The following is a 23,986-nucleotide window of genomic DNA, read 5'->3' as shown; positions in this document are numbered from 1 at the left end:
GCAATACAAAAGCACATCAGCAGAAGCTGATGTGCTTTTTGTATTATCTCTGTTTCGGATGCTAGTCGAAATCCGTATTTCTAACAGGATAGTTCCTGAAGAAGTGGCTGCCGATATAACCGACCACACCTGAAATCACTGCCACAATGACGGCATATATGATGACCTGCGCGGCAGGGTTGTAGCCGAACAGTACGAGCAGGCCGGCAGTCGGTGTTGCCGTACCCGGTGCGTCATTGACGAGCCCCGAGTAGGCGATGACAATACCACTCAGCCCACCACCGACAAAGTTCGTGACATAGATCGGAATGGGATTGGCCGAAACGACGTCTGCTTTCGATAATGGTTCCACTGCCACTGACAGTACAGATTTCATATTTCCTATCTTCAGTTTGTGGAACAAAGTACTGTTTATAAATGCAGAACCGAATGCAGCCAGACTTCCGACAGCCATCGGAATGCCTGTCAGCCCGAGCAGAGCTGTAAGCGCCATCGAACTGAGCGGGGATGTTCCGACTACAGTTATGATTCCGCCAAGCAGAAGGCCCATGAGAATCGGGCTTGCCTCTGTCGCAACAACGATGATGTTACCGATGTTGAGTAGTGATGCATCCACCAGCGGGGTAAGCAGCAGGCCGATCAGTCGGGTGATTGGTACGATGACGATGACGACCACAATGAAATCGAGACCATTGGGAATTTTGCGCTCCATATACTTTACAACGAAAGATATTAGATAGGCTGCAAAGAATCCCGGTATCAGGCCGATGCCGCCGCATGATACAGCAATGATTGCAGCGTTCAGCGGGTTGACGCCCATCGTCAAAGCTACAAGAAAAGCAACGATGACACCACTCAGGAGTCCTGCTTCAGTTCCGGCCTCCTGAAAGAATCCCAGACTGAATATGTCCCCGATCACAAAGGACTGTAGTGCTTCCACAAGGAACGTGGCAATGGCTGCTGCAGCAAGTGCCCCCATGGCCTTGTCGCCATGCGGGGCATAGTAAGTAAAGACGGTAAAAAACGCGAGTAAAAGTACGAGTAACCCGATGCCAACTATCTGTGCCATTTTCTCTCCTCTATTTCAACCGATATCCACGACGCGCTATCGGTTCCGGCATATTCATGCTCAACATGCCTGCACTATTCTTCCATTTCGAAAGCCGGTTCAAGATGACCTTCTTTGCTCAGTTCACTCAGGTAATCATATACCTCCTGCGAAGTGAATGCCTCCTTGAGCGCCCGGATTGCTTCTGAATCCTGAGTATCTTCACGCGCAACAAGCTGGATGGCAAATGTATTGTCCTCATCCTCCTCAAGCAGTACTGCATCTTCCGGTGTAAGATCGATGCTTGAAATGTAGGTTGGATAGTTGAATACAAGTTCGACACCATCTTCATACGCACCTGTCAGATTGAGAAGGTCGATATGTGTAAACTCAAGATTATGCGGGTTCTCTTCTATATCATCGACACTTGCACTATAGCCTGCTTCCGGATCCAGTGTAATGAGACCATGCTGATCCAGTATCATCAGTGCACGGGCTTCATTCGTCGCATCTGCAGGTATGGCAACTTCCGCCCCATCTTCCAGCGCTTCAATCGAATCATAGACAGGTGAATAGAAACCGACGATGGCATTATAGACTGGCTGAAGTGCAACCAGGTTTCCATTGCGCTCTTCATTGAATATCTCCATGAAAGGTTCGTGCTGTGCAAAATTGGCATCTACTTCTTCATTAAGAAGAGCTTCATTGTATTGGATATTGTCCGACACTTCAACCAGTTCGACTTCATAAGGCCCTTCGATTGCATCTCCAGCAATCTCGACAATATCCGTCATCGGCGGCAGATGCGAAGCGACCTGTATGACAGTTTCCTCCTGCGAAGCACTGCTGTCCTCCTGAGATTCTTCTGTACTTTCCTGTCCACCGCCACATCCGGCCAGAAGCAGTGTCAAACCACTCAATAGCAATCCTTTTTTCAACATATAATCCATCTCCTTTGATTTATTATCTTTTATCCAGCTTTCCTGCAATCTTCAACCCGAACCATTGGGCCAGAACAACAAATATGATGATTACGACAATCGAGGTATACATGATGTCCGTCTCGTACCTCTGATAGCCATATCGGATGGCAAAATCTCCGATGCCGCCTCCACCGACGACACCCATGATGGTGGAGTAGGAAATGAAGCTGACGAAGACAGTGGTGAACCCGATGATCAGAGAGCTTCGTGCTTCAACGTACAGAAACTTCCATACCAGCTGGAAAGTGGTGGCGCCCATGGATTGGGCGGTTTCCGTCACACCTCTTGGTACATCGTGCAGGGACTGTTCTACAAATCTTGCGTATAGCGCAATGGCAATGAGCATCATGGGGAACGAGGCTGCGACCGGATCCCCTGTCGCACGTCCGTATAGAAAGCGGATCAGCGGCTGCATGACCACGACCAGCAGAAGAAACGGGAAAGACCTGACAATATTGACGAATATGCTCGCTACCTGGTATAGAAATTTGTTTTCCATCGGCTTGCCTTTTGAGCTGAGATACAGCAGTGTACCGAGAGGCAGTCCCAGTATGATTGCCGCCATCATGGCAAATATCATCATGATCCCGGTTTCAAAAAGACTCTCTGCCAGTCTGGGTGCATACTCGATGACACGCTCGATATAGAGATTGAAACTATTCATCTTTCAGCACTTCCAATACACGTGCATAGTAGGACTGTTCAGAACGCTTGCCACTATTCCGTACAACATCCATGATATCTATCAGCCTGCCGTGCTCCAGGACAGCTGCCCTGTGGCACAGGGTCTTGATTACGCCAAGTTCATGGGTCACGATGACCACAGTCATCCCGTATTCATTCTGCGCCTTGCGAAGGACCTCTGCAATTTCATATGTTGTATTCTCATCGAGTGCAGATGTGGGCTCGTCACACAGCAGGATGTGAGGGCGTATGATAAGTGCCCGCGCAATCCCTACACGCTGCTTCTGTCCTCCCGAAAGTTCAGCCGGATAACTGCTGCGCTTGTCGGTGAGACCGGTGAATTCCAGCACTTCGTCAATGGTCAGGACCTGATCATACCTATGCAGTTTCAGGGGCAGAAGGATATTCTCCTCCACTGTTCTGTTCGCCAGAAGGTTGAAATGCTGAAATACCATCCCGATATGCTTCTGATGATTTCTCAAGCTTTTGCCCCGCAGCTTATCAACTGCCACACCATTCACCAGAACCTGCCCGGAGTCCGGTGTTTCCAGTGCATTGATGAAGCGCATCAGCGTCGACTTGCCGGCACCGCTCTCACCAATGATGCCGAATATCTCCTTTTCCTTGATGGACAGGTCTACCCCATCCACTGCCTTGAAGGGACCATCCTTGCCTGAGAAGGATTTGGAAACTCCCATCATTTCTATCATACTTCGCACCTCCGCAATCTCAATTCCTTCAGCTGCTGTCAGAATTCAATAATATCATATATGCAGTGGCAGCATGGATGGATGAACGCAAAAAAATACCTCTTTAGAATAACATGTCCAAAGAGGCTAATCATCATCGTCTTCCATATCGTTTTCGGCATCCGTATCCTCACCGTTCTCTGTATCCGTACCACTGTCATCATCAAATTCAATATAATAGTTGTTCTGATACTGTGTATTGTAGTTCTGGAGCTCCTGGGCAAAAGCCTCGATATCGGTAATATCCTCAAAATCAATTGAAAACCACAACACTTTGGTGACTTCCCCCGCCTGGGCGTCTATGGAAACAAGCGCCCCTTCATCGTCATCCTCCACTAGCTGTATGACCTGGTATTCGGCCGGGTGGATTTCTTCATTCAGGGCGACATGGACAAACTGTCCACCCACTTCTTCAAGGGCAAGGGCTTTGGCTTCCGCCTCTGTTACTTGCACTGCCGGCTTTTCTGCAGATTCTTCCGTTGGTTCTTCTGTTGTGTCCTCTACGGATGCTTCCGTCGTTTCATCCTCGGGTGTTTTTTCAGCACCTTCCGTCTCTGTACTTCCTTCAGCAGCTTCCTCTACAGCTATTTTTCGAGAGTCCATGGCAGTGATCCTGCCATCCTCCCTGTCCATGGTGATTTCGTATTCGAAGCCGTCGTCTTCCACATGGACAATATAATTGCTGCCTTCCGTCTCTATTGTTCTGATCTGCCCACTGTAACGGTCGGTGACCATCGCTCTGATTGTATCTTCCCCCAATGATTCAGATTGCGACTGCACCATCAGTACAGTACCAATCACAACGCCAAGTACGACAGCCATTGCAGCAATCAGCATTTTAGTTGTCCGTTTCATCCTCATTCCCACTTTCCATAACCAGTCTGAAAGTCGTTCCGACATCCATTTCACTTTCGACCTGGATATCCATACCATTCAGTTTCGCCAACTCACTTGCAATCGACAGCCCGAGACCCGATCCGCCCGTCTTTCTGGCTCTCGCCTTATCCACACGATAGAAGCGGGTGAAAATGTGTTCAATATCCTCTTCCGGAATTCCGATACCTTTGTCCTTGATCGCCACTTCAACCGAAGAACCATGATCCAGCACATCGATGGTGATGGCATCCGAACTGTACTTGTAGGCATTATCGAGAAATATCTTGATCAGCTGATCGAAAGTATCCACATCCACACGGGCCAGGAGCGCCTCATGATTCGTATGCACATGGATGCCCCGCTGGTATACCTTCTCGAGGCGCACAGCGATGTCCCGGATCAATTCAACGATGGGTACAGGTCGACGGATGATCTCTTCCCTTCCTGTATTCACTTTGGCAAAGCTCAGAAGCTGTTCGGTCAAGTACTTCATTCTTTTTGCTTCATCGCTGATGGCGTGTATGCTCTCATCCAGGACATCTTCACGTGTCTTGCCAAAGCGCGACAGCATTTCACTATAAGAACTGATCACTGTAATCGGTGTTTTCAGCTCATGGGAGGCATTCATGATGAAGGCCTGCTGATTTTCATCATGAATCTTGAGAGACTTCATCATATTATTGAAAGCGCCGGAGAGCTCCTGGAGTTCCCTGGTGTCTTTCGGATCGATTTCCAGCATCGAGTATTTGGCGGTATTGTTCGTCTTATTCATCTTATTGATGAGTTTGTTGATCGGCTGTGTAATGAAGTTTGTGATGACCCGATTCAGCAGGAATATGACAATGAATATGAGTCCGGTCGACAGCAGCAGGATCCAGCGCAGTATTTCAAAGGTTTCATGAATAAAACCGACGTTTTCATATATCTGGAGGGCATGGACCTGACCGTTTTCCCAGATGATCGGAAGGGAGACCATTACGAAATGGTGACTATTATGCGTAAGCGGCTCTGCATATTGAGAAGTGCTGTAGGGCATCGTAAGGTCTGCATATTCCGCTTCCGTGGCAATACGTACTACGGGGCTTTCCCCACTGTCTATAATCGTGATATAGCCATCTGAAAGCAGGTAGGCCTGAAGCACCGCTTCCGCGTTGATGCCATTACTATTGGCATTCTGGATTTCCTGCATGATATTGAATCCACGATTCTCAAGCTGGCCCATTTCCGCTTCCAGTGAAAAGTGGCGATAGGAGTAGTAGACGAACAGATTGATGATGATGACGACAATCAAAGTCATCACTGTTGTATATAACTGGATTTTTGTACCAAGTTTCATCGTTTCATTCCTTCACTATATAGCCGATACCTCTGACACTTGCGATGATGGAAGGTGGATTACGATCGAGCTTCTTGCGCAAATACCTGACGTAGACATCGACAGTATTGGTATCGCCAAAGTAATCATAGCCCCAGACCGCTTCTATGATCTGTTCCCTTGATAGTGCCTGGTTCCTGTGTGCCACCAGAAAATGAAGCAGATCATACTCCTTCTGAGTGAGGTAGACCAGTTCATCGTCGATATACACCTCACGTGCCATGGGCAGTATTTTTATGTGCCTGCACACCATCTCCTGATCATCCGCATCCTGTGACATGATACGCTGCTTGAGCTGTGCCCTTATGCGGGCCAGAAGCTCTTCGATTTCAAATGGTTTGGTGACGTAGTCGTTCGCTCCTGAATCCAGACCACTCACCTTGTCCATGACTGCATCCCGGGCAGTAAGCATGATGATGCGGGTATTATCATCTTTCTGACGGATACGCCGAAGGACCTCGAGTCCATTCAGTTCAGGAATCATGACATCAAGAAGAATCAAATCGTAAGGTTTGTCCTCATAGCGCTCGAGCGCTGATTTCCCTGTATAAGCGATTGCCACCTCGTATCCCTCATGCTCCAACTCGAGCTGTATGACACGGGCAATTTTTTCATCATCTTCAACAATCAGAATCTTTTCCATATGAGCACTCCTTATTGCCTTGATGCGAATCGGTTACTATTACACCAATTATAAAGCAAAGCGCTGCATTTTTCGTTATAGAACCATTAAAATTCAATTAAAAAAGCCTGGAATAAATTCCAGGCTCATACTCTACTCGCTTCAGTCATCAAATTCGACGACATCACCGGTTTTTGCATCAATTGTCAGTTCATGCTCCTCACCGTTTGCGATGATTTCCACTTCATATTCTCTGTCATCTTCATCGTAATCCCATTCAGACACTTCGCCGCCCACTTCGTTCTGTGCAATTTTCAGTGCCTCGGTCGAAGAAATGATTGCACTGCCTGCAGAGGTGCCATTCGCAGGGGTAGATTGTGTTGTGTCGTCTGCATTGTCGTCACCGTTCATGTCGTCGCGGTTGTCGTCTGCATTGTCGTCACCGTTCATATCATCGCGGTTGTCGTCTGCATTGTCCTCACCGTTCATATCATCACGGTTGTCGTCATAATTGTCATCCCTGATATCATCGTCATGGTCAAATGATTCATGAAGAATTGTCAGATCGTTTGCATCAAGATCCACCTGGTATTCTTTTGTGCCATTCTGAAGCTCGACTTCATAGTAGTATCTGCCATCATCCTCATCAAGTTCGACTTCCTGGACTTCACCATCAAACTGCTCTTTTGCCTTATCGACTGCCTGCTGTGCTTCCATTTTGACATTACTGTTCGTTGTGCTGTCATTAACGATTGCCTTGCCTTCGTTTTTGTCATCCTGCCAATCAAGATTTGTATCTGCGCTTACGCTTGAACATGCTCCGAGCATCAACGCCGAGATCAGACTTCCTGCCAACAAGTGATTTCTTTTCAAATTCATTCATAACGCCTCCTATCTGTTTGTAAGTTCAGTATAGAGGGGCATTTATAAAGGACGGTTAGAGAAAAATTAAAAAATGATTAGAGTCGCATTGGCTTCTGTTAATTAAGATAGGAATGCATCTTCAGTCCAGTCCGAGTCTTTCCTTGTAGCATTTTCTGCAGACCGGCACATATTCCTCATCCCCAATCTGGATCGTTTCCCCGACATTCGTCGGTCTGCCGTCAAGAAGCCTCATATTCAGTGTTGCCTTCTTGTTGCAGAACTGGCAGATGGTCTTCAGCTCATCGATGGCATCAGCAAGCTCAAGCAGTACTTGACTGCCCTGGAACAGCTGATTGCGGAAGTCCGTCTTCAGCCCGAAGCAGATGACCGGGATATCCAGGTCATCCGCAATATCACTCAGACGATGGACATCCTTTTTCGATAGGAACTGCGCTTCGTCGACGACCACCGCATGCACCCTGTTCTTTTCATGAATAGCTTTCACGTCGTCATATATGGTATCTGTTATATATTCGCATACCAGCTCGAGGCCGATTCTGGATTTTATTTTTCTGTATCCGCTTCTTGTATCTATAGGTGTGGAATATGCAAGGCACTGCTTGCCCTGCGTTGTATATTGGTGGTGTGTGGTGATGATCTGATTGCTTTTGTTACTCTGCATCGTCCCATACCGGTAGTATAGCTTTGCCACTTGAATCCCTCCGACTTCCTTTGTGCAAGGCGCTTTTCTGATGCGTTTCTTCCATGCCGCCTTGATTTTGCAGAAGCGGCATCATAATGCTTCAATATTATAACCTCTTTCCAGGCTCAGAACAATTGTGAGTATACATCCGGCATGCATTGTTTTTTAAATTCGAAACTTCATTCTTGACTTGAATACTAGGATATAATAGACTGTGCAAATATTACACAAACTGTTCATAAGGAAAGGTGATCTATAAATGACTACTAGAGTGCAGCCGGTTAATGAAGCGAGAGATCCGGTAATACGCCGGTCCCTGGAGTTGAATGCCCCGCAGAAAGTACTGATCGGTGTCGGTATTGCAGTCAGCTTTGTACTATTCCTATATCTTGCTGCGACACAGTCGATGGCCCAGCCTATACTCATGCTTCTCGGGCTTCTGCTCGGTTTCACTTTATTCCATGCCCGCTTCGGCTTCACTTCCGCTTTCAGACGTATGATGTCGGTCGGGAATGGTCAGGCGCTGCGTGCACATATGCTCATGCTGGCTGTCGCTGTGACATTGTTCGCGCCGATACTTGCTTTCGGCATTTCCTTCTTTGGTCAGGATGTCGCCGGCTATGTGTCACCGGTCGGCATCAGTCTGATTGTCGGATCCTTCATATTCGGTATCGGCATGCAGCTTGGCGGCGGATGTGCATCCGGTACACTCTATGCGATCGGTGGCGGACGTACCGTCATGTTCATCACTTTGATCTTCTTCATCGTCGGTGCAACAGTCGGCGCACACCACCTGCCTTTCTGGACAGAAGAGCTGCCATCATTTGAACCCATCTCACTGGCCACCTCCACGGGACTGGGCTACGGAGGGGCATGGCTCGTCTCCATCGTTCTGTTCGGGCTGATTGCCTGGATTACAGTCATCATTGAAAAGAAAAGAAAAGCACCTAAAATGGCACCTCTACCGACTGCACAAGGATGGAAACGCATATTCAGAGGTTCCTGGCCGCTTTTTGCTGCAGCCATCGCACTGGCTGTACTTAATGCACTCACTCTGATGACGAGGGGGACGCCTTGGGGCATCACTTCAGCATTCGCACTCTGGGGTTCCAAAATAGCGGGCATGTTCGGCGTGGACGTTGCTTCATGGGGCTACTGGCAGGGTGCCAATGCTGCCGTACTCGAATCTTCAATATTTGCGGACTCGACGACTGTGCTCAACTTTGGTGTCATACTCGGCGCGTTCATCGCCTCTGCAGCAGGTGGTCTGTTCAAGTTCAGCAGAATTACACTTGGCAATTTTTCTGCATCCGTCATCGGCGGACTGCTGATGGGCTACGGGGCACGCCTTGCCTTCGGATGCAATATCGGTGCATACTTCGGTGGTATCGCCTCTTTCAGTCTACATGGCTATATATGGGGGATTCTGGCACTCGCAGGTACATTCCTGGCACTCTATCTCCGTCCACTGTTCGGCCTATCCGTACCAAAATCCAACGATTCCGTATGCTGATTCAAAATGGGATGTCCTGATCCGGGATATCCTATTTTTTATATTTTTTATTTTCGATGATTAAAGTTCCACAAATTAGGCTAAAGGGTAAAAGACAAAAACTGTGAAGGGGAATGACATGATGAGAGAGCAGACAAAGCAGTATATAAATGGAGAATGGGTTGAGAGTGCGAGTGGAGAGACGATTGACGTCATCAACCCTGCAACCGGTGAGGTGTTCGGCAGAATCGCTAAAGGGAATGCCGAGGACGTTGACAAGGCGGTGGAAGCCGCGCATGCGGTCTACTTGAAATTCCGCCATACACCTGTAGCGGAAAGACGCGAGCTGCTGGACAGGATTGTAAGGGAATATGAGGACCGCAAGGACGATCTGATCGAAACAATTACAGATGAGCTCGGTTCTCCGTTGAAAATGTCGGAAGAGACACACTACCAGGCGGGTCTCAACCATTTCAAAGCAGCCAGAGACGCACTGGATACTTTTGAATTCGAAGAGCAGCGGGGTGACCACCTTGTTGTGAAAGAGGCAATCGGTGTTGCCGGACTGATTACCCCATGGAACTTCCCGACCAATCAGACATCATTGAAACTCGCAGGGGCGATTGCCGCCGGAAGCACTGTCGTCATGAAGCCTTCCGAGGAGACGCCTTTTGCAGCCATCATCCTGGCTGAAATTTTCGATAAGGCCGGGGTGCCGAAAGGTGTCTTCAACCTCGTCAATGGTGATGGGGAAGGTGTCGGCAATCCGCTCAGTGAACATCCAAAGGTGCGCATGATGTCCTTTACGGGGTCTGGTTCCACCGGATCCAAAATCATGGAGAAAGCAAGCAGGGACTTCAAGAAAGTCTCCCTTGAACTGGGCGGCAAATCTCCGCTCATCATTCTGGAGGATGCTGATATTGCAGAGGCCGCAAAACTTGCCGTCAAAAAAGTGGTCCATAACTCAGGACAGGTATGTACTGCCGGTACAAGAACCCTCGTTCCGGAATCGAAGAAAGAAGCTTTCCTTGAGGCGGCAAAACAGGAAATGACACAGGTGAACGTCGGTGATCCCCGTGGATCAGGCACGACCATCGGTCCATTGATCAGCAGGAAGCAGTTCGATACGGTCCAGTCCTATATCGAGAAAGGGACGGAAGAAGGCGCAACGCTGTTCCATGGAGGCAGCGGCCAGCCGGACAACCTGGATAAAGGCTATTATGTCAGACCGACCATATTCTCGGACGTCAGAAATGATATGACGATTGCACAGGAGGAAATATTCGGGCCTGTAATGTCTGTCATCACATACAACGACCTTGATGAGGCCATTGAAATTGCGAATGATACGAAATACGGCCTTGCCGGTTATGTATTCGGTGAAGATATGGAGACGCTCAAGCACGTTGCACGCAGTATTGAAGCAGGTACTGTTGAAATCAATGGCGCAAAGGGCCGTACCGACCTGCCATTCGGCGGATATAAGCAATCCGGTATCGGCCGCGAATGGGGCGACTATGGTATTGAGGAATTCCTGGAGGTCAAAGCCATCAAAGGCTATTTCAAATAATATTCCATGCCCACCCCAATTCATTCATGGATTGGGGTATAGGTACTTATGGAAAAGGAGGAGAAGTTTATGAAGAAACTGGTGAATGACAGAGAGCGCTTCTTGGCGGATATGCTTGATGGTCTGAAATTGCGTGATGAAAATATTGATATCATCGAAGAAACAGTAGTCGTCCGGAAAAACAGGAAAGAAAGCGGTGTCGCACTCGTCTCAGGGGGTGGAAGCGGTCATGAGCCTGCCCATGCAGGATATGTCGCAGAAGGTATGCTCGATGCGGCGGTGTGTGGCGAGGTATTCACTTCTCCGACACCAGACAAGGTCCTGGCGGCAATAAAGGCTGTGGATAATGGAGATGGCGTACTGCTCATCATAAAAAACTACAGCGGTGATGTCATGAACTTTGAAATGGCACAGGAAATGGCACAGGCGGAAGGCCACCAGGTATCTTCCGTCATAGTCAGAGATGATGTTGCGATTGACAACAAGGAGCAGAGACGTGGCGTTGCCGGCACTGTAATTGTCCATAAGTATGCTGGCTATCTTTCCGATCAGAATACACCTTTGGAAGAAATCGTCAAGAAGGTGAAGGGGATGATGGAGAGTCTGTACTCCATCGGCATGGCAATTGCGCCGTGTCTTGTGCCTACTACAGGAGAGTATGGTTTTGACCTTGATGAAAATGAAATGGAAATTGGTGTCGGCATACATGGTGAGAAAGGCATATACCGTGAGCAGTCGGAAACAGTCGACAAGATTGTCGGTCGTCTGCTGGATGAACTTTTTAAGCACACGGACAGTTCCCGATTGATTGTCATGGTCAATGGCATGGGGGGGACACCTGAGAGCGAACTCAGCATCGTCACCAACTACGTGATGAAAAAACTGCAAGAACATGATGTTACTGTTTCCAGACTGCTTGTCGGCGACTATATGACTGCGCTCGATATGCAAGGCTTTTCACTGACTGTATTGGACGAAGACCAGGAAGTTCTGGATAGTCTCGAAGCAGAGACAGGATCGAAGTATTTCAAATAGGAGGTTTGAAAAATGAATGGTGACAAACTGCTTGAAAAGATGCACGGACTGAAGTCCGTCTTCGATGAAAAGGAAAGCGAACTTACCGGTCTGGATCGTGAGATTGGCGATGGGGATCATGGCGTGAATATGAAGCGTGGATTTTCTGCCGTCCATGAGAAGGTCTCCGGTGGAACAGCCCCTGAAGTTTTGAAACAGACAGGGATGACCTTGATGAGCTCGATCGGCGGGGCAAGCGGCCCACTTTATGGGTTCAGCTTCGTCAAAATGAGTGACGTTGCAAAAGAGGATATCGACAAGGAAAACCTGATGGAAATGCTTGATGTATTCGCTGATACAGTCGCCAGTAAAGGCAAGGTTGAAGGCGGCGAGAAGACAATGTATGATGTCATCTCAAAATCGGCTGAGCTTCTTAAGGAAAGCGGTGCGCTCAAACTGGACGACCTTCAGGCACTTGCACAGGAAACAGAAGATATGATTGCAACGAAAGGACGGGCCGCATATTTCAAGGAGCAGTCCAAAGGGACCATAGACCCCGGCGCACAGAGCGCCGTATATATCATCCATGCATTGGGAGAGGGGATGGAATAATGACGGAAATTCTAATTATAAGCCACAGTAAAGATATAGCGGAAGGTACGAGAGCACTCATTTCCCAGATGGCAAAAGATACAGTCATACAGGCTTCAGGCGGCATGGACGGTGGTATCGGTACCAGTGTCGATCAGATCAATGATATGCTCGATCAGGTTCAGGAAGATACCATCTGCTTCTATGATATCGGCTCCAGCAAGATGAATCTTGAAATGGCAGTCGAAATGTATGATGGAAATCATACGCTCCACATCTCGGAGGCCCCCATCGTCGAGGGCAGTTTCCTCGCTGCTGTTGAAAACAGTGTCGGCACTGAAACAACTCAGATACTTGAGAAGCTCCAGGAAATGAAAAAGTAGATGGACAGAGGAATTCCGCAGCTTTTATCGAAAACTGCGGAATTCTGATTGTGCAGGTGTATCTACATAGCAGTATATCGCCGTCTTCAGAACATTAAAAACACTGTGATCATCACTATTTCGCTCGCTAATAACGATATAACGGCGTTATTTGTATTGTCATGTCAAGTAGTGTAATATAAATATAAGTAGGAAACAGAGAGCATTCCAAAATAGCAGGGAGCGTAACACACTTCCTTTTTTCGAAATGCTTCTATCGGAACGCTTCTATTTATATAGGAAGTTGTAATCCACGTTCCAGTTTGTTATTATTAATAACGTTGTTTCCAGTTGCACTTTTTACACCTGGTTTTATGCCAGTCATACTTCAGTAAAAAAATTAAAGGAGGACATTTGTCCTATGGAAAATCCTGAACATCCAAGCGGTAAAAAACTGTCGAACGTTTTCATTTATGCCTCCATCATCGTCGGCCTGATGGTCGTCATCGGTATAGTCATTCCTGATCGATTCGGCATCGTTACAAGCAATGTCGGTTCATGGATCATAGAGTACTTTGGATGGTACTATCTCATCATCACAACACTAATGGTATTTTTCTGTATCTTTCTTATCTTCAGCCCAATCGGCAAATTGAAGCTCGGCAAGCCGTACCATAAACCCGAATTCAGAACCATTTCATGGCTCGCCATGCTTTTCAGTGCGGGTATGGGTATCGGTCTTGTCTTCTATGGGGCTGCTGAACCGGTCCAGCACTATCTCGGCCCACCGACAGCAGACCCACAGACCGAAGCGGCAATGATTGAAGCAATGCGTTCAACCTTCTTCCACTATGGCTTCCATGCCTGGGCGATGTATGCCGTTGTCGCACTCGCTCTTGCGTATTCACAATTCAGAAAAGGCGAAGTTGGCCTTCTCTCGAAAACACTCAGACCCATTCTCGGTGATCGCGTCGATGGACCGATCGGCGTCGCTGTAGACGTCCTCTCCGTATTTGCAACAATCATCGGTGTCGCTGTTTCACTCGGTATCGGTACATTGCAGATCAATGGTGGTCTGAACTACCTGTTCAACGTCCCGATCAATATCGTGACACAGGGAATCATCATAGCTGTAGTTACATTCCTGTTCCTCATCAGTGCATGGAGCGGATTGAGCAAAGGTATCCAATACTTAAGTAACCTGAATATGGGACTTGCCGGTATCCTTCTGATTACAGTGCTCATCATCGGTCCAACCATGATGATCCTCAACATGATGAACACGTCTACTGGCGCCATGCTCGACACGTTCCTATACAACAGTCTAGATGTAGCGCCACTCAACCAGCAGAAGAATGACTGGCTTGAAGTATGGACCATCTACTACTGGGGCTGGTGGATGAGCTGGAGCCCATTTGTTGGTATATTCATCGCCCGTGTATCCCGTGGCCGTACCGTACGTGAATTCATCATAGCTGTACTGCTGGTACCTACAATAGTCAGTATCATATGGTTCAGTGTATTCGGTGTTACAGGAATTGAAATTGGACAATCCACACCGTCCATCTTTGAATTGAATCCTGAAACAATGCTGTTCGGCATATTCAATGAATTGCCATTGAGTACAATACTATCTGTAACTGCATTGCTGCTTATCGCATCATTCTTTGTCACATCTGCAGACTCTGCAACATATGTGCTGGGCATGCAGACCACATTCGGTTCACTGCAGCCTTCCAACAAAGTAAAAGTCATATGGGGCGTTGCACTTTCCTCAATCGCTTTTGTTCTTCTTCTTTCAGGAGGAGAGTCCGGACTGAATGCATTACAGTCAGCAGCAATCGTTTCAGCTTTCCCATTCAGTATTGTCATCATTTCGATGATGGTCTCCTTCTACAAGGATGCCAATGAGGAAAGAAAGTATCTCGGTCTTTCCATCACACCAAACAAACAGCGCATGAAGGAATATGTTGAAAAGTCAAAACGTGAACGCGCAGAAGAAATCAAACTCAGAAAACAGATGGAACAGGAAGCTGAGAGTCAGGAATAGACGTTTCATACCAAGCACCGGATCTTTTCCGGTGCTTTTTTATATTTAGCGACGTTTTTAGTTATGTTATGCGCTTATCATTTTACAAAGCACATGCTTTTCATTGATAATTGTATATATTCATAACAGTACCGAGGGAAGGCTGAGAGGAATGAATAGAGAGACGGATTTGAGAAGCCAGAGAAAAGATGAACATGTCAGACATGCCTTGGACCAGAAGGCTGCAGTAGTGGATTCTGATTTCAACCATGTCCATTTTGTTCATCAGTCCATACCGTCCTTCAATCTGGATGAGGTGGATCTGTCCACTTGCATCGGTCCGCTCAAACTTTCCCAGCCACTCTATATCAATGCGATGACAGGCGGTAGTGAATGGACACGCACCATCAACAGCAAACTGGCTGAAGTCGCAAGTGCAACAGGCATTCCGATGGCCGTGGGATCCATGCATGCGGCACTGAAGCACCCCGAGCTCGAGAATTCTTTCACCGTAGTGCGTGACCGTAATCCCAAGGGCCTCGTTTTTGCGAACGTCGGTGCCGACGTCTCATTGGACGGTGCAAAGCGTGCCATTGAGCTGATCCAGGCCGATGCGCTGCAGATCCATATCAACGCACCACAGGAGCTCATCATGCCTGAGGGTGACCGCAACTTCAGATCATGGCTTGAAAACATCGAAAATATCGTGCGTCATGCCGGTATACCTGTCATTATCAAAGAAGTCGGGTTCGGCATGAGCTGGGAAACACTTCAGACTTTGAAAGATAGTGGAGTCCGGTATGTGGATGTGAGCGGTAAAGGCGGCACCAATTTTGCATCCATAGAAAATGCACGTCGTGAGCACAAGGACATGGACTATCTCAAAAACTGGGGGCTTTCCACAGCCATTTCGCTGCTCGAAGCAGAGCCGTTTGTCAGTGATATGTCCATTCTCGCCAGTGGGGGGATCAAGACGCCTTTGGACGCCATGAAATGCCTCGCCCTCGGTGCCAAAGCGGTCGGCATGTCGAGAACAATGCTCGAACAGGTGGAATACAATGGCATCGAAGCGGCAATTGAATACATCAGCCAGTTTCATCATCAGATGTGTAAAATTGCAATCATGATCAATGCAAGAACCATTGAAGAAATTACGCAACGACCGATTGTTCTAAGCCCTGAAATTCTTTCCTGGCAGAAACAGCGGGCGTTACATAGCCAGAGGAGCCGTTAAAATGACAAAGACGATTACTATTATTGGTGCAGGTGTCGCAGGCCTTGCCAGCGCAGTCCGTCTGCAGAACGAAGGATACGATGTCACCATCATCGAAAAGGAATCCGCACCAGGCGGCAAGATGAACCGTATTGATGTCGATGGATACTATTTCGACCTTGGACCGACCATCGTAATGATGCCTGAGCTCTATAGAGAAGTTTTCGAACTCGCAGGTCGCGATCCGGAAGACTACATTCCGATGCAGCGGCTTGATCCGATGTACAGTGGGTACTTCGACAATGGTACAAAGCAGTATCAGGTAACCAACGATCTCGTAAAAAATATTGAAATGTTCGAGGAGATCAGCGATGCAGATGCTGAAGGCTTCATGCGGTACTTGAGTGACTTGTACCATCGGTTCAATGTGGCCAAAAAGCATTTTCTCCAGCGACCATTCAGAAGTCAAAAAGATTTCTATAATCCCTTCATGATCGGCCAGGGTCTTAAACTGCGTACATTGAGCAATGCTGAAAACCTGATGAAAAAGTATATTAAAGATAAGCGTATGAGACAGATGATCAGCTTCCAGACCCTCTATATCGGTGTCTCTCCCTTTAAAGGTCCCTCGCTCTATACAATCATCCCCATGATAGAATTCCTATATGGCGTATGGTTCATAAAGGGTGGCATGCGCACCATGGCTTCCGGCATGGAACAATTGTTTCGGGAACTTGGAGGCAGGATTGAATATGACACAAGTGTCGAGCGGATCGTCATTGAGGACCAGAAAGCTGTCGGTGTGTCAGTCAATGAATCATTCATTCCTTCAGACTACGTCATGTGCAACGCCGATTTTCCGTACGCCATGAAAAACCTGGTCGAAAAACCGGAACATAAAGGTAAATACATTGATGAAAAAATCGATAAGATGGACTACTCCTGCTCATGCTTCGTCCTCTACCTCGGCATGGACCGGAAATATCCTGAGATTGATAACGTGCATAACTTTGTGTTTTCCGAGGATCTCGATACGAACATCAACCAGATCTTTGATGGAGACATACTGGACGACCCCTCCCTCTATATGTACTTGGCATCGAAGATCGACCCGTCCCTGGCACCGGAGGGCAAGGATGGCATATATATTCTGATGCCGGTTTCGGACCTTTCTACAATGAAGTACGAATGGAACGATGAAATAACGCAAATGTATCGTAATAAAATCATACAGAAAATCAGGATGCTGCCTGGGATGTCGCACTTCGACCAGGAAATCGTGACCGAAAGGAAAATGACGCCTTATGAGTTTGAAGGCCGCTTCAACGCTTATAACGGTGCAACATTCGGACTCAGACCGACACTGACACAAAGCAATCATATGAGACCTCAGAGCAAGGCGACACATTGCGATAACCTCTACTTTACGGGCAGCAGTACACATCCAGGCGCTGGTGTGCCGATTGTACTGCTCTCTGCAAAAATCGCAGTGGAAGAACTTCTGAAGGATGAAAACCTTCGATAGGAGATGTGATCATGATGAAACCCTACACCCCTTCATTGGAAAATGATTACAGAATATGCGAATCCATAATAAAAGAGCACTCCAAAAGCTTCTATTATGCTTTCTCCAGCCTGCCTGATCTGGATGCCAAAGCAGTCTATGCCATCTATGCCTTCTGTCGCATGGCGGATGATGCCATCGACCATGCAGAAGATGCACCGGAACGCATGGAGAACCTGAGAGAACTTGAGTCCGACCTGGATGACTTCATTGCTGGTGAGCCGCCTAATACACCGATGTGGCGTGCCTTGTGGGACACCTGTGAGCGGTATGATATCGATGCGTCCATGCTTTATGCCCAGATCAAGGGTCAGGAGATGGATGTTAACTTCGAACAGCCGGAAGACATGAAGGATCTGATCCACTACAGCAATCATGTTGCTGGATCTGTCGGCAGACTGCTCCTGCCGATACTTTGTGATAATCCATCAGCAGAACGGAAGATCAATGCAGAAAAACTCGGCGTGGCGATGCAGATCACCAATATACTGAGGGATGTCGGTGAAGATATGAGAGAGCATGGCCGGGTTTACATACCGACGTCCATTCTCAGACAGCATGGCTGTGCCATGAACCAGATTGAACAGGGGGAAATCGATCAGGTATTTATTAACGTCTGGGAAGACCTTGCCACTCATGCCGAGGTGTTCTACGACGACTTCAGAAGCGAAATCATCCATTACAAGAAAGAGGCCCGGCTGCCGCTTCTGCTGTCGCTATCCGTCTATCGGGAAATTCTGAATGAAGTAAGAAAAAATGGCTACGACTGCTTTACAAAACGCAATGCCGTTTCCATGGCACGGAAGATGAAAATCAGAAATGAAGAAAGCCAGTTTCTGAAAAAAATAATAGATGCTTAAAGGTGGGCTATGCATGACCGGAAATAAAAAAGCACTGGTTATTGGTGGCGGACTGGGTGGATTGTCGGCAGCCATCACACTGAAGCAGAATGGGTTCGACGTCAGCCTGTATGAGAAGAATGCGCACCTCGGAGGCAAGCTCAACCGACACGAGCAGGATGGATTCGGATTTGATCTGGGCCCTTCTCTGCTCACCATGCCCTATATATTCGAAAGGCTGTTCGAAAGAAGCAATAAAGTGATGCATGATTATGTTGAAATTGAAGAACTGCCGTTACAATGGCGTTCCTTCTTCACTGATGGCAGGCAGATCGACCTATACGGTGACCTTGAAAGGATGGCATTTGAAAATCCCGATCTCACTGAACAGGATATGGAGGAGTATCGTGCGTTTCTCGCATATGCAGGGAAAATCGATCGGCTGACGTTGCCCGGCTACTTCGAAAGAGGGCTCGATGACATCCGATCCATCATCCGTTTCCATGGTCCATTGACGGCGCTCAAAGGGTTCGACTACCTCTCCACGATGCAGCAGGGAATAGACAGGCATGTCAGCAATCCATATCTTAGAGATATGCTCGGGTACTTTATAAAGTATGTCGGATCAAGTGCGTATAACGCCCCGGCGGTACTGAATATGATGGCCCATATGCAGCACGAGCAGGGTGTGTGGTACGTCAAGGGCGGTCTGCATAGACTGGCAGAAGGTATCGCTCAGCTGGCCCGCGACATCGGTGTCGAAATACATACCGGCCAGGCCATACAGACAGCCGTTACCAATGGACAGAAGAAAGTGGAGTATATTGTGCTTGAAGATGGCAGCAGGGTGGATGCCGATTATATCGTCTCCAATATGGAAGTATTGCCATTCTATCGCCATGTTCTGGATACACCACCTGATAATATGCCGGTACTTGAGAAAAAGTTCGAGCCTGCGAGTTCAGGTCTCGTTCTCCACCTTGGTATCGACCGTACGTATCCCGAGCTCGGGCATCATAATTTCTTCTTCTCCAAAGATTCCAAGAAGAACTATAAAGAAGTATTTGATAAAAAAGTAATGCCGAGCGATCCAACCATCTACCTCGTCAATACGAACAAGACGGATGCGGCACAGGCCCCGGCAGGTCATGAAAATCTGAAAGTACTGCCTCATATACCGCCAATTCAGAAAGATGAGTATACAAAGGCGGACTATCTCGCATTCAGGGAGACCGTCCTTGAGAAGCTTGAAAACATGGGTTTGACGAATCTCAGACAGCATATCGTGTCGGAGTATATGCTCACGCCGCACGACATACAATCTCTCTATAATTCAGATCATGGTGCGATATATGGGACAGTTTCAGACCGCAAAAGGAACAAGGGGTTCAAGCATCCGAAAAAAGATCGGCGTATGGACAATCTGTACTTTGTCGGCGGCACTGTCAACCCGGGCGGCGGCATGCCGATGGTGACACTGAGTGGTCAGCAAGTGGGTGAAATGATTGCAGATCAGGAAAGAAGCAGAAAGTGATATTTCCTGGGTAATGAAAAACGGAAACGAGGCTTATGCCCCGTTTCCGTTTTTCTTGTCCTCCTTGAACTTGTGTGCGCCTTTCAGAAGGCCGACAATACCACTCGTTGTGTAGTCCACATCATCAGTAATTGTCTTGAAAGTTGTATTTTTATTGTCATCAATATGATAAAGAATGATATCGTCTTCTGTAATACTATCCGCTTCAGCTGCATCCACTTCTGTAATTTCATGCTTGTCGACAAACTGGCTGAACCAGTAGTAGGTGAACCGATCGTCAAACAGGATGTGATGCTTGATAACCTGTTCGATGTTCTTCCGTGATTTCTCACTTTCAAAAGGTGGAGGCAGCATGCCTACATTCCTCAGACCGAATTCCTGTGAAAGTTCATTGAAGGCAAGATGGTTGAAAGTATAGGAACGTGTCATGATAAGACACTGGCTATACTTTGTAAGGTCAGTACGGACACGTTCCTCTCTTGAGAGCAGATTACCCTCGAAAGTTTCGAGTCCATATTCCTGAGCCTTTTTCGTTTCGGAATTCAAAAGATCTGAAATGAGTACGGGTATGCCATGACTGTCCAGTTTTTTGGCCAACGCCAGAGAGAATAAATTTTCCCCGAGGATGATTACTCCTGGCGGGCTGGTACTCGACAGCTTCATCCATTTGCTCAATGGTTTGAAGCTGAAGCCGTAGATGACCACCGTTACAAATACGAATCCGAAAGTGACCGGCACAATGAAATCTGCCATCCTTACCTCTTCGCTGATGAACAGGCCGGCGAAGAATTCCGCCACTGCCAGAGCGACGATTCCACGCGGTGCAACAAAAGATATGAAGGCTCGTTCCTTGAACGGAATCTCAGTCTTTATTGTTGCAAGAAGAATGTACAGCGGCCGAATGATGACAATCATGGCAATGCAGAACAGTACGAGCTGCCAGTTGAGCACTTCACCCAGAACTTGTCTGGTCAATGACGAAGTGATCAGAATGAAGACTGTCGACAGTAGTATCAGAGTCATTTCCTCTATGAAGTGATCGGATTCCTTATAGATGAGACTCTGATTTTTCAAGCGCGCCATGACGAGGCCGAAGATTGTAACTGCAAGCAGTCCGGATTCATGCAGTACATTATGACTGATGCTGAAAATCAGCAGAATGAAGATGAACTGGACCGGCGCCATGAGGTTCTGGGGAATAAAGTCCTTCTTTATCAGCCACCTGAACAGATAGGAAGCACCATACCCAAGGATGAATGCGACAGCAAAGCCGATAATATAATTCATAAGATATCCGATTCCAAACCCTTGATCTATGATCTGGAACATGTAAAATGCAAATAGTGCGAAAAGTGGACCTACAGGATCCAGAATGATACTTTCCCATCTCAGTATCGAATTGACCGAGTTCTTGACTTTTGCCTGCTTGAGCAGCGGTTGGATGACGGTTGGACCCGTCACTATGAATAGCCCTGCCATTACAAAAGATATTGATAGTGGGAACCCTAATATCAGATACATGGCCAGGGTACCCAGGAGCCAGGCGAGTACTGCACCTACAGTAATGATCCGGGTAACCGCTTTGGAGACACCTGGTAGTTCCCGGTAATCCAGATTACTGCTGCCTTCAAACAAGATGATGGCGACAGCCAGTGATACGATTGTACTGAAAAGTTCACTCCCCATCATCTCTTGTGGATTTACCAGTTGAAATCCGGGACCGATGAGCAGTCCAGCAATCGACATCACAACGATTGGCGGCCACTTGATTGTCGCTGCAAGCCATTGGCTCAGTATTCCCAAGCTGATAAAGATCACGATGAGCAGCATCAATGGCAGTTCTATATTCATTGCACCCTTCCTTCCTCTAACCGATTGTGAAACTGATATGAATGTAGATATGATCCATTAAAAAACAGATACGAAATCATATCTTGATTTCCGTATCTGTCTCTTACCCTTTTTTTACTACTTTACTATCATCACAGGAATATTTGCTCTTTTGGCAACCTTGTGACTGACGCTGCCAAGTACCATTTCCTGCAGACCGTTCAGCCCTCTCGTACCGAGCAGAACAACATCATAATCACCTGAATTTGCAACTTTGACGACTGTCTCCTTCGGCTCTCCATGTTCAAAAAGAGTCTCATATCTGATGTTGTTTTCATCGAAGAAACCTGTAATCTTCGATAGCTTCTCCAGACGCTCCCGTTCAAGACTTCTGTTGTTTGAGCCATGGAGTACATCCGCTTTGGAATCGGCATAGCCGATAATGTTGAGGATGGTGACCGTCGCATCCTCATGATAGAACTTCTTCACTTCCTGTGCAGCTCTGTAGCTGTTTTCGGAACCATCAGCTGCAAGCAGAATCGACTTATACATCAAAACTCCCCCTTATATCAGTTCTTCCTTATTGATCATGCTCAGTTCATTGATGATCTTCCGGCTGTCCTTGTTCAGATTCCTGATGGAGACCCGATTGCCTTTACGCTTCAGCTTGCTGATCATCGTGTCGATCGCATCGACACCTGAGTCATCCCAAATATGTGCATTGGTAAAATCAAGTTCAATCGCTTTATTTTCCTCATCCAGATCAATCTGATTCATCATTGTATCGACTGAAGCGAAGAACACCTGACCATTGAAACGATAGTTTACAGCATCGTCTGTCTTTGTCTTCTCAACCTCGACGTTCGATATCTTGGTTGCGAAGAACAGTGCACTGAGAATGACACCGGCAATGACACCGATGGCAAGATTGTGCGTCATGAGGACGATGGCTACTGTCACTACCATTACAATTGCATCCGTTCTAGGTGCTCTGACCATATACTTGAATGAGCCCCAGTCGAATGTACCAATTGCAACCATGACCATAATCCCTGCCAGAATTGGCATCGGTACCTGTACGACAAGATCACCAAGCACGATAATCAAGAATATCAGAACAGTACCCGCAGTGAAGGTGGAGAGTCTCGTTGTCGCACCAGAACGTACGTTGATGATCGACTGACCGATCATGGCACAACCACCCATACCGCCGAAGAAGCTTGCGATGATGTTGGATATGCCCTGTCCACGGGATTCGCGGTTCTTACTGCTGTAGGAATCCGTTGCATCGTCCACAATCTTGGCGGTCAGCAGACTTTCGACCAGTCCGACAATCGCCATTGAAATTGAAAAGGGAAGGATGATTCTCAATGTTTCAAGCGTGTAGGGTACGTCCGGTATGATGAAGCTTGGCAGGGATCTTTCGATTGCACCAAGGTCGCCTACTGTTCTGACTTCCGCACCCATGAACAGATAGATTGCCGTCAGCAGTACAATGGCAATCAGTGGGGCAGGCACCGCCTTGAAAAAGCGGGGAACAAGATAGACAATCAGCAATGTGACACCGACATAGACATATGTGGAAATCGAGATTCCGAAAATATGTTCAATCTGTGAGGTGAAAATCATGACAGCCAGGGCGTTGACAAAACCGAGCATGACCGACTTGGGAATGAATTTCATCAGTTTGCCGATTTTGAGTATGCCAAGTATGAGTTGTATAAGACCCATCAGCAGTGTGGCAGCAAGCAGGTATTCAACACCATACTCACTGACAAGCGGAGTGACGAGCAGGGCGATGGCTCCCGTTGCAGCAGAAATCATTGCGGGACGGCCCCCGAGAATCGAAATCGATACGGCAATGATGAAGGATGCATAAAGACCGACCATCGGATCCACACCCGCAATAATCGAGAAGGCGATGGCCTCAGGAATCAAAGCCAGAGCGACGACAATACCCGCGAGTATATTCGTTTTGGGATCCGTGATCCATTCTTTCTTTAAAATATCTATCATTTTTTACGCTCCTATTTTATAATTCATA

At 47.4% G+C, this 23,986-nt stretch carries 22 protein-coding genes; 10 read left to right on the top strand and 12 right to left on the bottom strand.

All coding sequences use genetic code 11. The annotated features are described in order from the left end of the window. Nucleotides 1–61 precede the first annotated feature (61 nt). The 9 genes from FO441_RS06880 to FO441_RS06840 form a co-directional block, all read right to left on the bottom strand. Nucleotides 62–1,069: a PTS sugar transporter subunit IIC gene (locus FO441_RS06880; protein WP_145287744.1), complete on the bottom strand. Its 1,008-nt coding sequence runs from the start codon at nucleotides 1,067–1,069 to the stop codon at nucleotides 62–64. 74 nt (nucleotides 1,070–1,143) lie between these two features. Further along, complete coding sequence (locus FO441_RS06875) at nucleotides 1,144–1,989, bottom strand: MetQ/NlpA family ABC transporter substrate-binding protein (protein WP_186365498.1); 846 nt, start codon at nucleotides 1,987–1,989, stop codon at nucleotides 1,144–1,146. 22 nt (nucleotides 1,990–2,011) lie between these two features. Continuing rightward, on the bottom strand, nucleotides 2,012–2,695 hold the full coding sequence (locus tag FO441_RS06870; protein ID WP_145287741.1) for a methionine ABC transporter permease: 684 nt from the start codon (nucleotides 2,693–2,695) through the stop codon (nucleotides 2,012–2,014). Next, nucleotides 2,688–3,425, bottom strand: a complete 738-nt coding sequence (locus FO441_RS06865) for a methionine ABC transporter ATP-binding protein (RefSeq protein ID WP_145287738.1) — start codon at nucleotides 3,423–3,425, stop codon at nucleotides 2,688–2,690. The genes FO441_RS06870 and FO441_RS06865 overlap by 8 nt, the downstream gene beginning before the upstream one ends. A gap of 126 nt (nucleotides 3,426–3,551) precedes the next feature. Then, nucleotides 3,552–4,319, bottom strand: coding sequence for a hypothetical protein (locus FO441_RS06860; protein WP_145287735.1), 768 nt, complete (start codon nucleotides 4,317–4,319; stop codon nucleotides 3,552–3,554). Next, nucleotides 4,303–5,676, bottom strand: a complete 1,374-nt coding sequence (locus FO441_RS06855; RefSeq protein WP_145287731.1) for a sensor histidine kinase — start codon at nucleotides 5,674–5,676, stop codon at nucleotides 4,303–4,305. The genes FO441_RS06860 and FO441_RS06855 overlap by 17 nt, the downstream gene beginning before the upstream one ends. Before the next feature lie 4 nt (nucleotides 5,677–5,680). Then, on the bottom strand, nucleotides 5,681–6,358 hold the full coding sequence (locus FO441_RS06850; protein WP_145287728.1) for a response regulator transcription factor: 678 nt from the start codon (nucleotides 6,356–6,358) through the stop codon (nucleotides 5,681–5,683). A gap of 141 nt (nucleotides 6,359–6,499) precedes the next feature. After that, on the bottom strand, nucleotides 6,500–7,216 hold the full coding sequence (locus tag FO441_RS06845) for a PepSY domain-containing protein (protein WP_145287725.1): 717 nt from the start codon (nucleotides 7,214–7,216) through the stop codon (nucleotides 6,500–6,502). Between the two features lie 124 nt (nucleotides 7,217–7,340). Beyond that, on the bottom strand, nucleotides 7,341–7,913 hold the full coding sequence (locus tag FO441_RS06840) for a thymidine kinase (RefSeq protein ID WP_145287722.1): 573 nt from the start codon (nucleotides 7,911–7,913) through the stop codon (nucleotides 7,341–7,343). 250 nt (nucleotides 7,914–8,163) lie between these two features. On the opposite strand from FO441_RS06840, the gene FO441_RS06835 reads away from it, so the two are divergent. The 10 genes from FO441_RS06835 to FO441_RS06790 all read left to right on the top strand — a co-directional run bounded on the left by FO441_RS06835 (nucleotide 8,164) and on the right by FO441_RS06790 (nucleotide 20,112). Continuing rightward, nucleotides 8,164–9,417 (top strand): YeeE/YedE family protein, encoded by a 1,254-nt coding sequence (locus tag FO441_RS06835; protein ID WP_145287719.1) that lies wholly within the window; start codon nucleotides 8,164–8,166, stop codon nucleotides 9,415–9,417. A gap of 121 nt (nucleotides 9,418–9,538) precedes the next feature. After that, nucleotides 9,539–10,966, top strand: a complete 1,428-nt coding sequence (locus tag FO441_RS06830; protein ID WP_145287716.1) for an aldehyde dehydrogenase family protein — start codon at nucleotides 9,539–9,541, stop codon at nucleotides 10,964–10,966. A 69-nt stretch (nucleotides 10,967–11,035) separates the two neighbouring features. After that, complete coding sequence (gene dhaK, locus FO441_RS06825) at nucleotides 11,036–12,001, top strand: dihydroxyacetone kinase subunit DhaK (RefSeq protein ID WP_145287713.1); 966 nt, start codon at nucleotides 11,036–11,038, stop codon at nucleotides 11,999–12,001. A 12-nt stretch (nucleotides 12,002–12,013) separates the two neighbouring features. Beyond that, complete coding sequence (dhaL, locus tag FO441_RS06820; RefSeq protein WP_145287711.1) at nucleotides 12,014–12,592, top strand: dihydroxyacetone kinase subunit DhaL; 579 nt, start codon at nucleotides 12,014–12,016, stop codon at nucleotides 12,590–12,592. Continuing rightward, on the top strand, nucleotides 12,592–12,954 hold the full coding sequence (gene dhaM, locus FO441_RS06815) for a dihydroxyacetone kinase phosphoryl donor subunit DhaM (RefSeq protein WP_145287709.1): 363 nt from the start codon (nucleotides 12,592–12,594) through the stop codon (nucleotides 12,952–12,954). The genes dhaL and dhaM overlap by 1 nt, the downstream gene beginning before the upstream one ends. 400 nt (nucleotides 12,955–13,354) lie before the next feature. Next, a complete protein-coding gene (locus FO441_RS06810; RefSeq protein WP_145287705.1) occupies nucleotides 13,355–14,983 on the top strand; it encodes a BCCT family transporter in 1,629 nt (542 codons plus the stop codon). A gap of 151 nt (nucleotides 14,984–15,134) precedes the next feature. Further along, nucleotides 15,135–16,196 (top strand): type 2 isopentenyl-diphosphate Delta-isomerase, encoded by a 1,062-nt coding sequence (gene fni / locus FO441_RS06805; RefSeq protein ID WP_145287702.1) that lies wholly within the window; start codon nucleotides 15,135–15,137, stop codon nucleotides 16,194–16,196. Between the two features lies 1 nt (nucleotide 16,197). Further along, nucleotides 16,198–17,700, top strand: coding sequence for a phytoene desaturase family protein (locus FO441_RS06800; protein ID WP_145287699.1), 1,503 nt, complete (start codon nucleotides 16,198–16,200; stop codon nucleotides 17,698–17,700). An 11-nt stretch (nucleotides 17,701–17,711) separates the two neighbouring features. Beyond that, nucleotides 17,712–18,599: a phytoene/squalene synthase family protein gene (locus FO441_RS06795; protein WP_145287696.1), complete on the top strand. Its 888-nt coding sequence runs from the start codon at nucleotides 17,712–17,714 to the stop codon at nucleotides 18,597–18,599. 13 nt (nucleotides 18,600–18,612) lie between these two features. Then, nucleotides 18,613–20,112 (top strand): phytoene desaturase family protein, encoded by a 1,500-nt coding sequence (locus FO441_RS06790; RefSeq protein WP_145287693.1) that lies wholly within the window; start codon nucleotides 18,613–18,615, stop codon nucleotides 20,110–20,112. A 33-nt stretch (nucleotides 20,113–20,145) separates the two neighbouring features. Here the strand turns inward: FO441_RS06790 and FO441_RS06785 are convergent, their stop codons facing one another. The 3 genes from FO441_RS06785 to FO441_RS06775 form a co-directional block, all read right to left on the bottom strand. Then, the gene (locus FO441_RS06785; RefSeq protein WP_145287690.1) at nucleotides 20,146–21,963 is read right to left on the bottom strand and encodes a cation:proton antiporter; all 1,818 of its coding nucleotides are present in this window, start codon (nucleotides 21,961–21,963) and stop codon (nucleotides 20,146–20,148) included. A gap of 117 nt (nucleotides 21,964–22,080) precedes the next feature. Beyond that, nucleotides 22,081–22,494, bottom strand: a complete 414-nt coding sequence (locus FO441_RS06780) for a universal stress protein (protein ID WP_145287687.1) — start codon at nucleotides 22,492–22,494, stop codon at nucleotides 22,081–22,083. Nucleotides 22,495–22,506: 12 nt separating this feature from the next. Then, complete coding sequence (locus FO441_RS06775; protein WP_145287684.1) at nucleotides 22,507–23,958, bottom strand: SulP family inorganic anion transporter; 1,452 nt, start codon at nucleotides 23,956–23,958, stop codon at nucleotides 22,507–22,509. Between the last annotated feature and the right edge of the window lie 28 nt (nucleotides 23,959–23,986).

The organism is Salinicoccus cyprini (assembly GCF_007713705.1).
GTDB classification, from domain to species: Bacteria; Bacillota; Bacilli; order Staphylococcales; family Salinicoccaceae; genus Salinicoccus; species Salinicoccus cyprini.
The sequence above is the reverse complement of the archived record's forward strand: the minus strand, read 5'-3'. Positions and strand labels throughout refer to the sequence as shown.

Coding starts and splice junctions, on each gene's coding strand:
- FO441_RS06880 (WP_145287744.1), bottom strand. CDS start 1,069: ATGGCACAGATAGTTGGCATCGGGTTACTCGTACTTTTACTCGCGTTT.
- FO441_RS06875 (WP_186365498.1), bottom strand. CDS start 1,989: ATGTTGAAAAAAGGATTGCTATTGAGTGGTTTGACACTGCTTCTGGCC.
- FO441_RS06870 (WP_145287741.1), bottom strand. CDS start 2,695: ATGAATAGTTTCAATCTCTATATCGAGCGTGTCATCGAGTATGCACCC.
- FO441_RS06865 (WP_145287738.1), bottom strand. CDS start 3,425: ATGATAGAAATGATGGGAGTTTCCAAATCCTTCTCAGGCAAGGATGGT.
- FO441_RS06860 (WP_145287735.1), bottom strand. CDS start 4,319: ATGAAACGGACAACTAAAATGCTGATTGCTGCAATGGCTGTCGTACTT.
- FO441_RS06855 (WP_145287731.1), bottom strand. CDS start 5,676: ATGAAACTTGGTACAAAAATCCAGTTATATACAACAGTGATGACTTTG.
- FO441_RS06850 (WP_145287728.1), bottom strand. CDS start 6,358: ATGGAAAAGATTCTGATTGTTGAAGATGATGAAAAAATTGCCCGTGTC.
- FO441_RS06845 (WP_145287725.1), bottom strand. CDS start 7,216: ATGAATTTGAAAAGAAATCACTTGTTGGCAGGAAGTCTGATCTCGGCG.
- FO441_RS06835 (WP_145287719.1), top strand. CDS start 8,164: ATGACTACTAGAGTGCAGCCGGTTAATGAAGCGAGAGATCCGGTAATA.
- FO441_RS06830 (WP_145287716.1), top strand. CDS start 9,539: ATGAGAGAGCAGACAAAGCAGTATATAAATGGAGAATGGGTTGAGAGT.
- dhaK (WP_145287713.1), top strand. CDS start 11,036: ATGAAGAAACTGGTGAATGACAGAGAGCGCTTCTTGGCGGATATGCTT.
- dhaL (WP_145287711.1), top strand. CDS start 12,014: ATGAATGGTGACAAACTGCTTGAAAAGATGCACGGACTGAAGTCCGTC.
- dhaM (WP_145287709.1), top strand. CDS start 12,592: ATGACGGAAATTCTAATTATAAGCCACAGTAAAGATATAGCGGAAGGT.
- FO441_RS06810 (WP_145287705.1), top strand. CDS start 13,355: ATGGAAAATCCTGAACATCCAAGCGGTAAAAAACTGTCGAACGTTTTC.
- fni (WP_145287702.1), top strand. CDS start 15,135: ATGAATAGAGAGACGGATTTGAGAAGCCAGAGAAAAGATGAACATGTC.
- FO441_RS06800 (WP_145287699.1), top strand. CDS start 16,198: ATGACAAAGACGATTACTATTATTGGTGCAGGTGTCGCAGGCCTTGCC.
- FO441_RS06795 (WP_145287696.1), top strand. CDS start 17,712: ATGATGAAACCCTACACCCCTTCATTGGAAAATGATTACAGAATATGC.
- FO441_RS06790 (WP_145287693.1), top strand. CDS start 18,613: ATGACCGGAAATAAAAAAGCACTGGTTATTGGTGGCGGACTGGGTGGA.
- FO441_RS06785 (WP_145287690.1), bottom strand. CDS start 21,963: ATGAATATAGAACTGCCATTGATGCTGCTCATCGTGATCTTTATCAGC.
- FO441_RS06780 (WP_145287687.1), bottom strand. CDS start 22,494: ATGTATAAGTCGATTCTGCTTGCAGCTGATGGTTCCGAAAACAGCTAC.
- FO441_RS06775 (WP_145287684.1), bottom strand. CDS start 23,958: ATGATAGATATTTTAAAGAAAGAATGGATCACGGATCCCAAAACGAAT.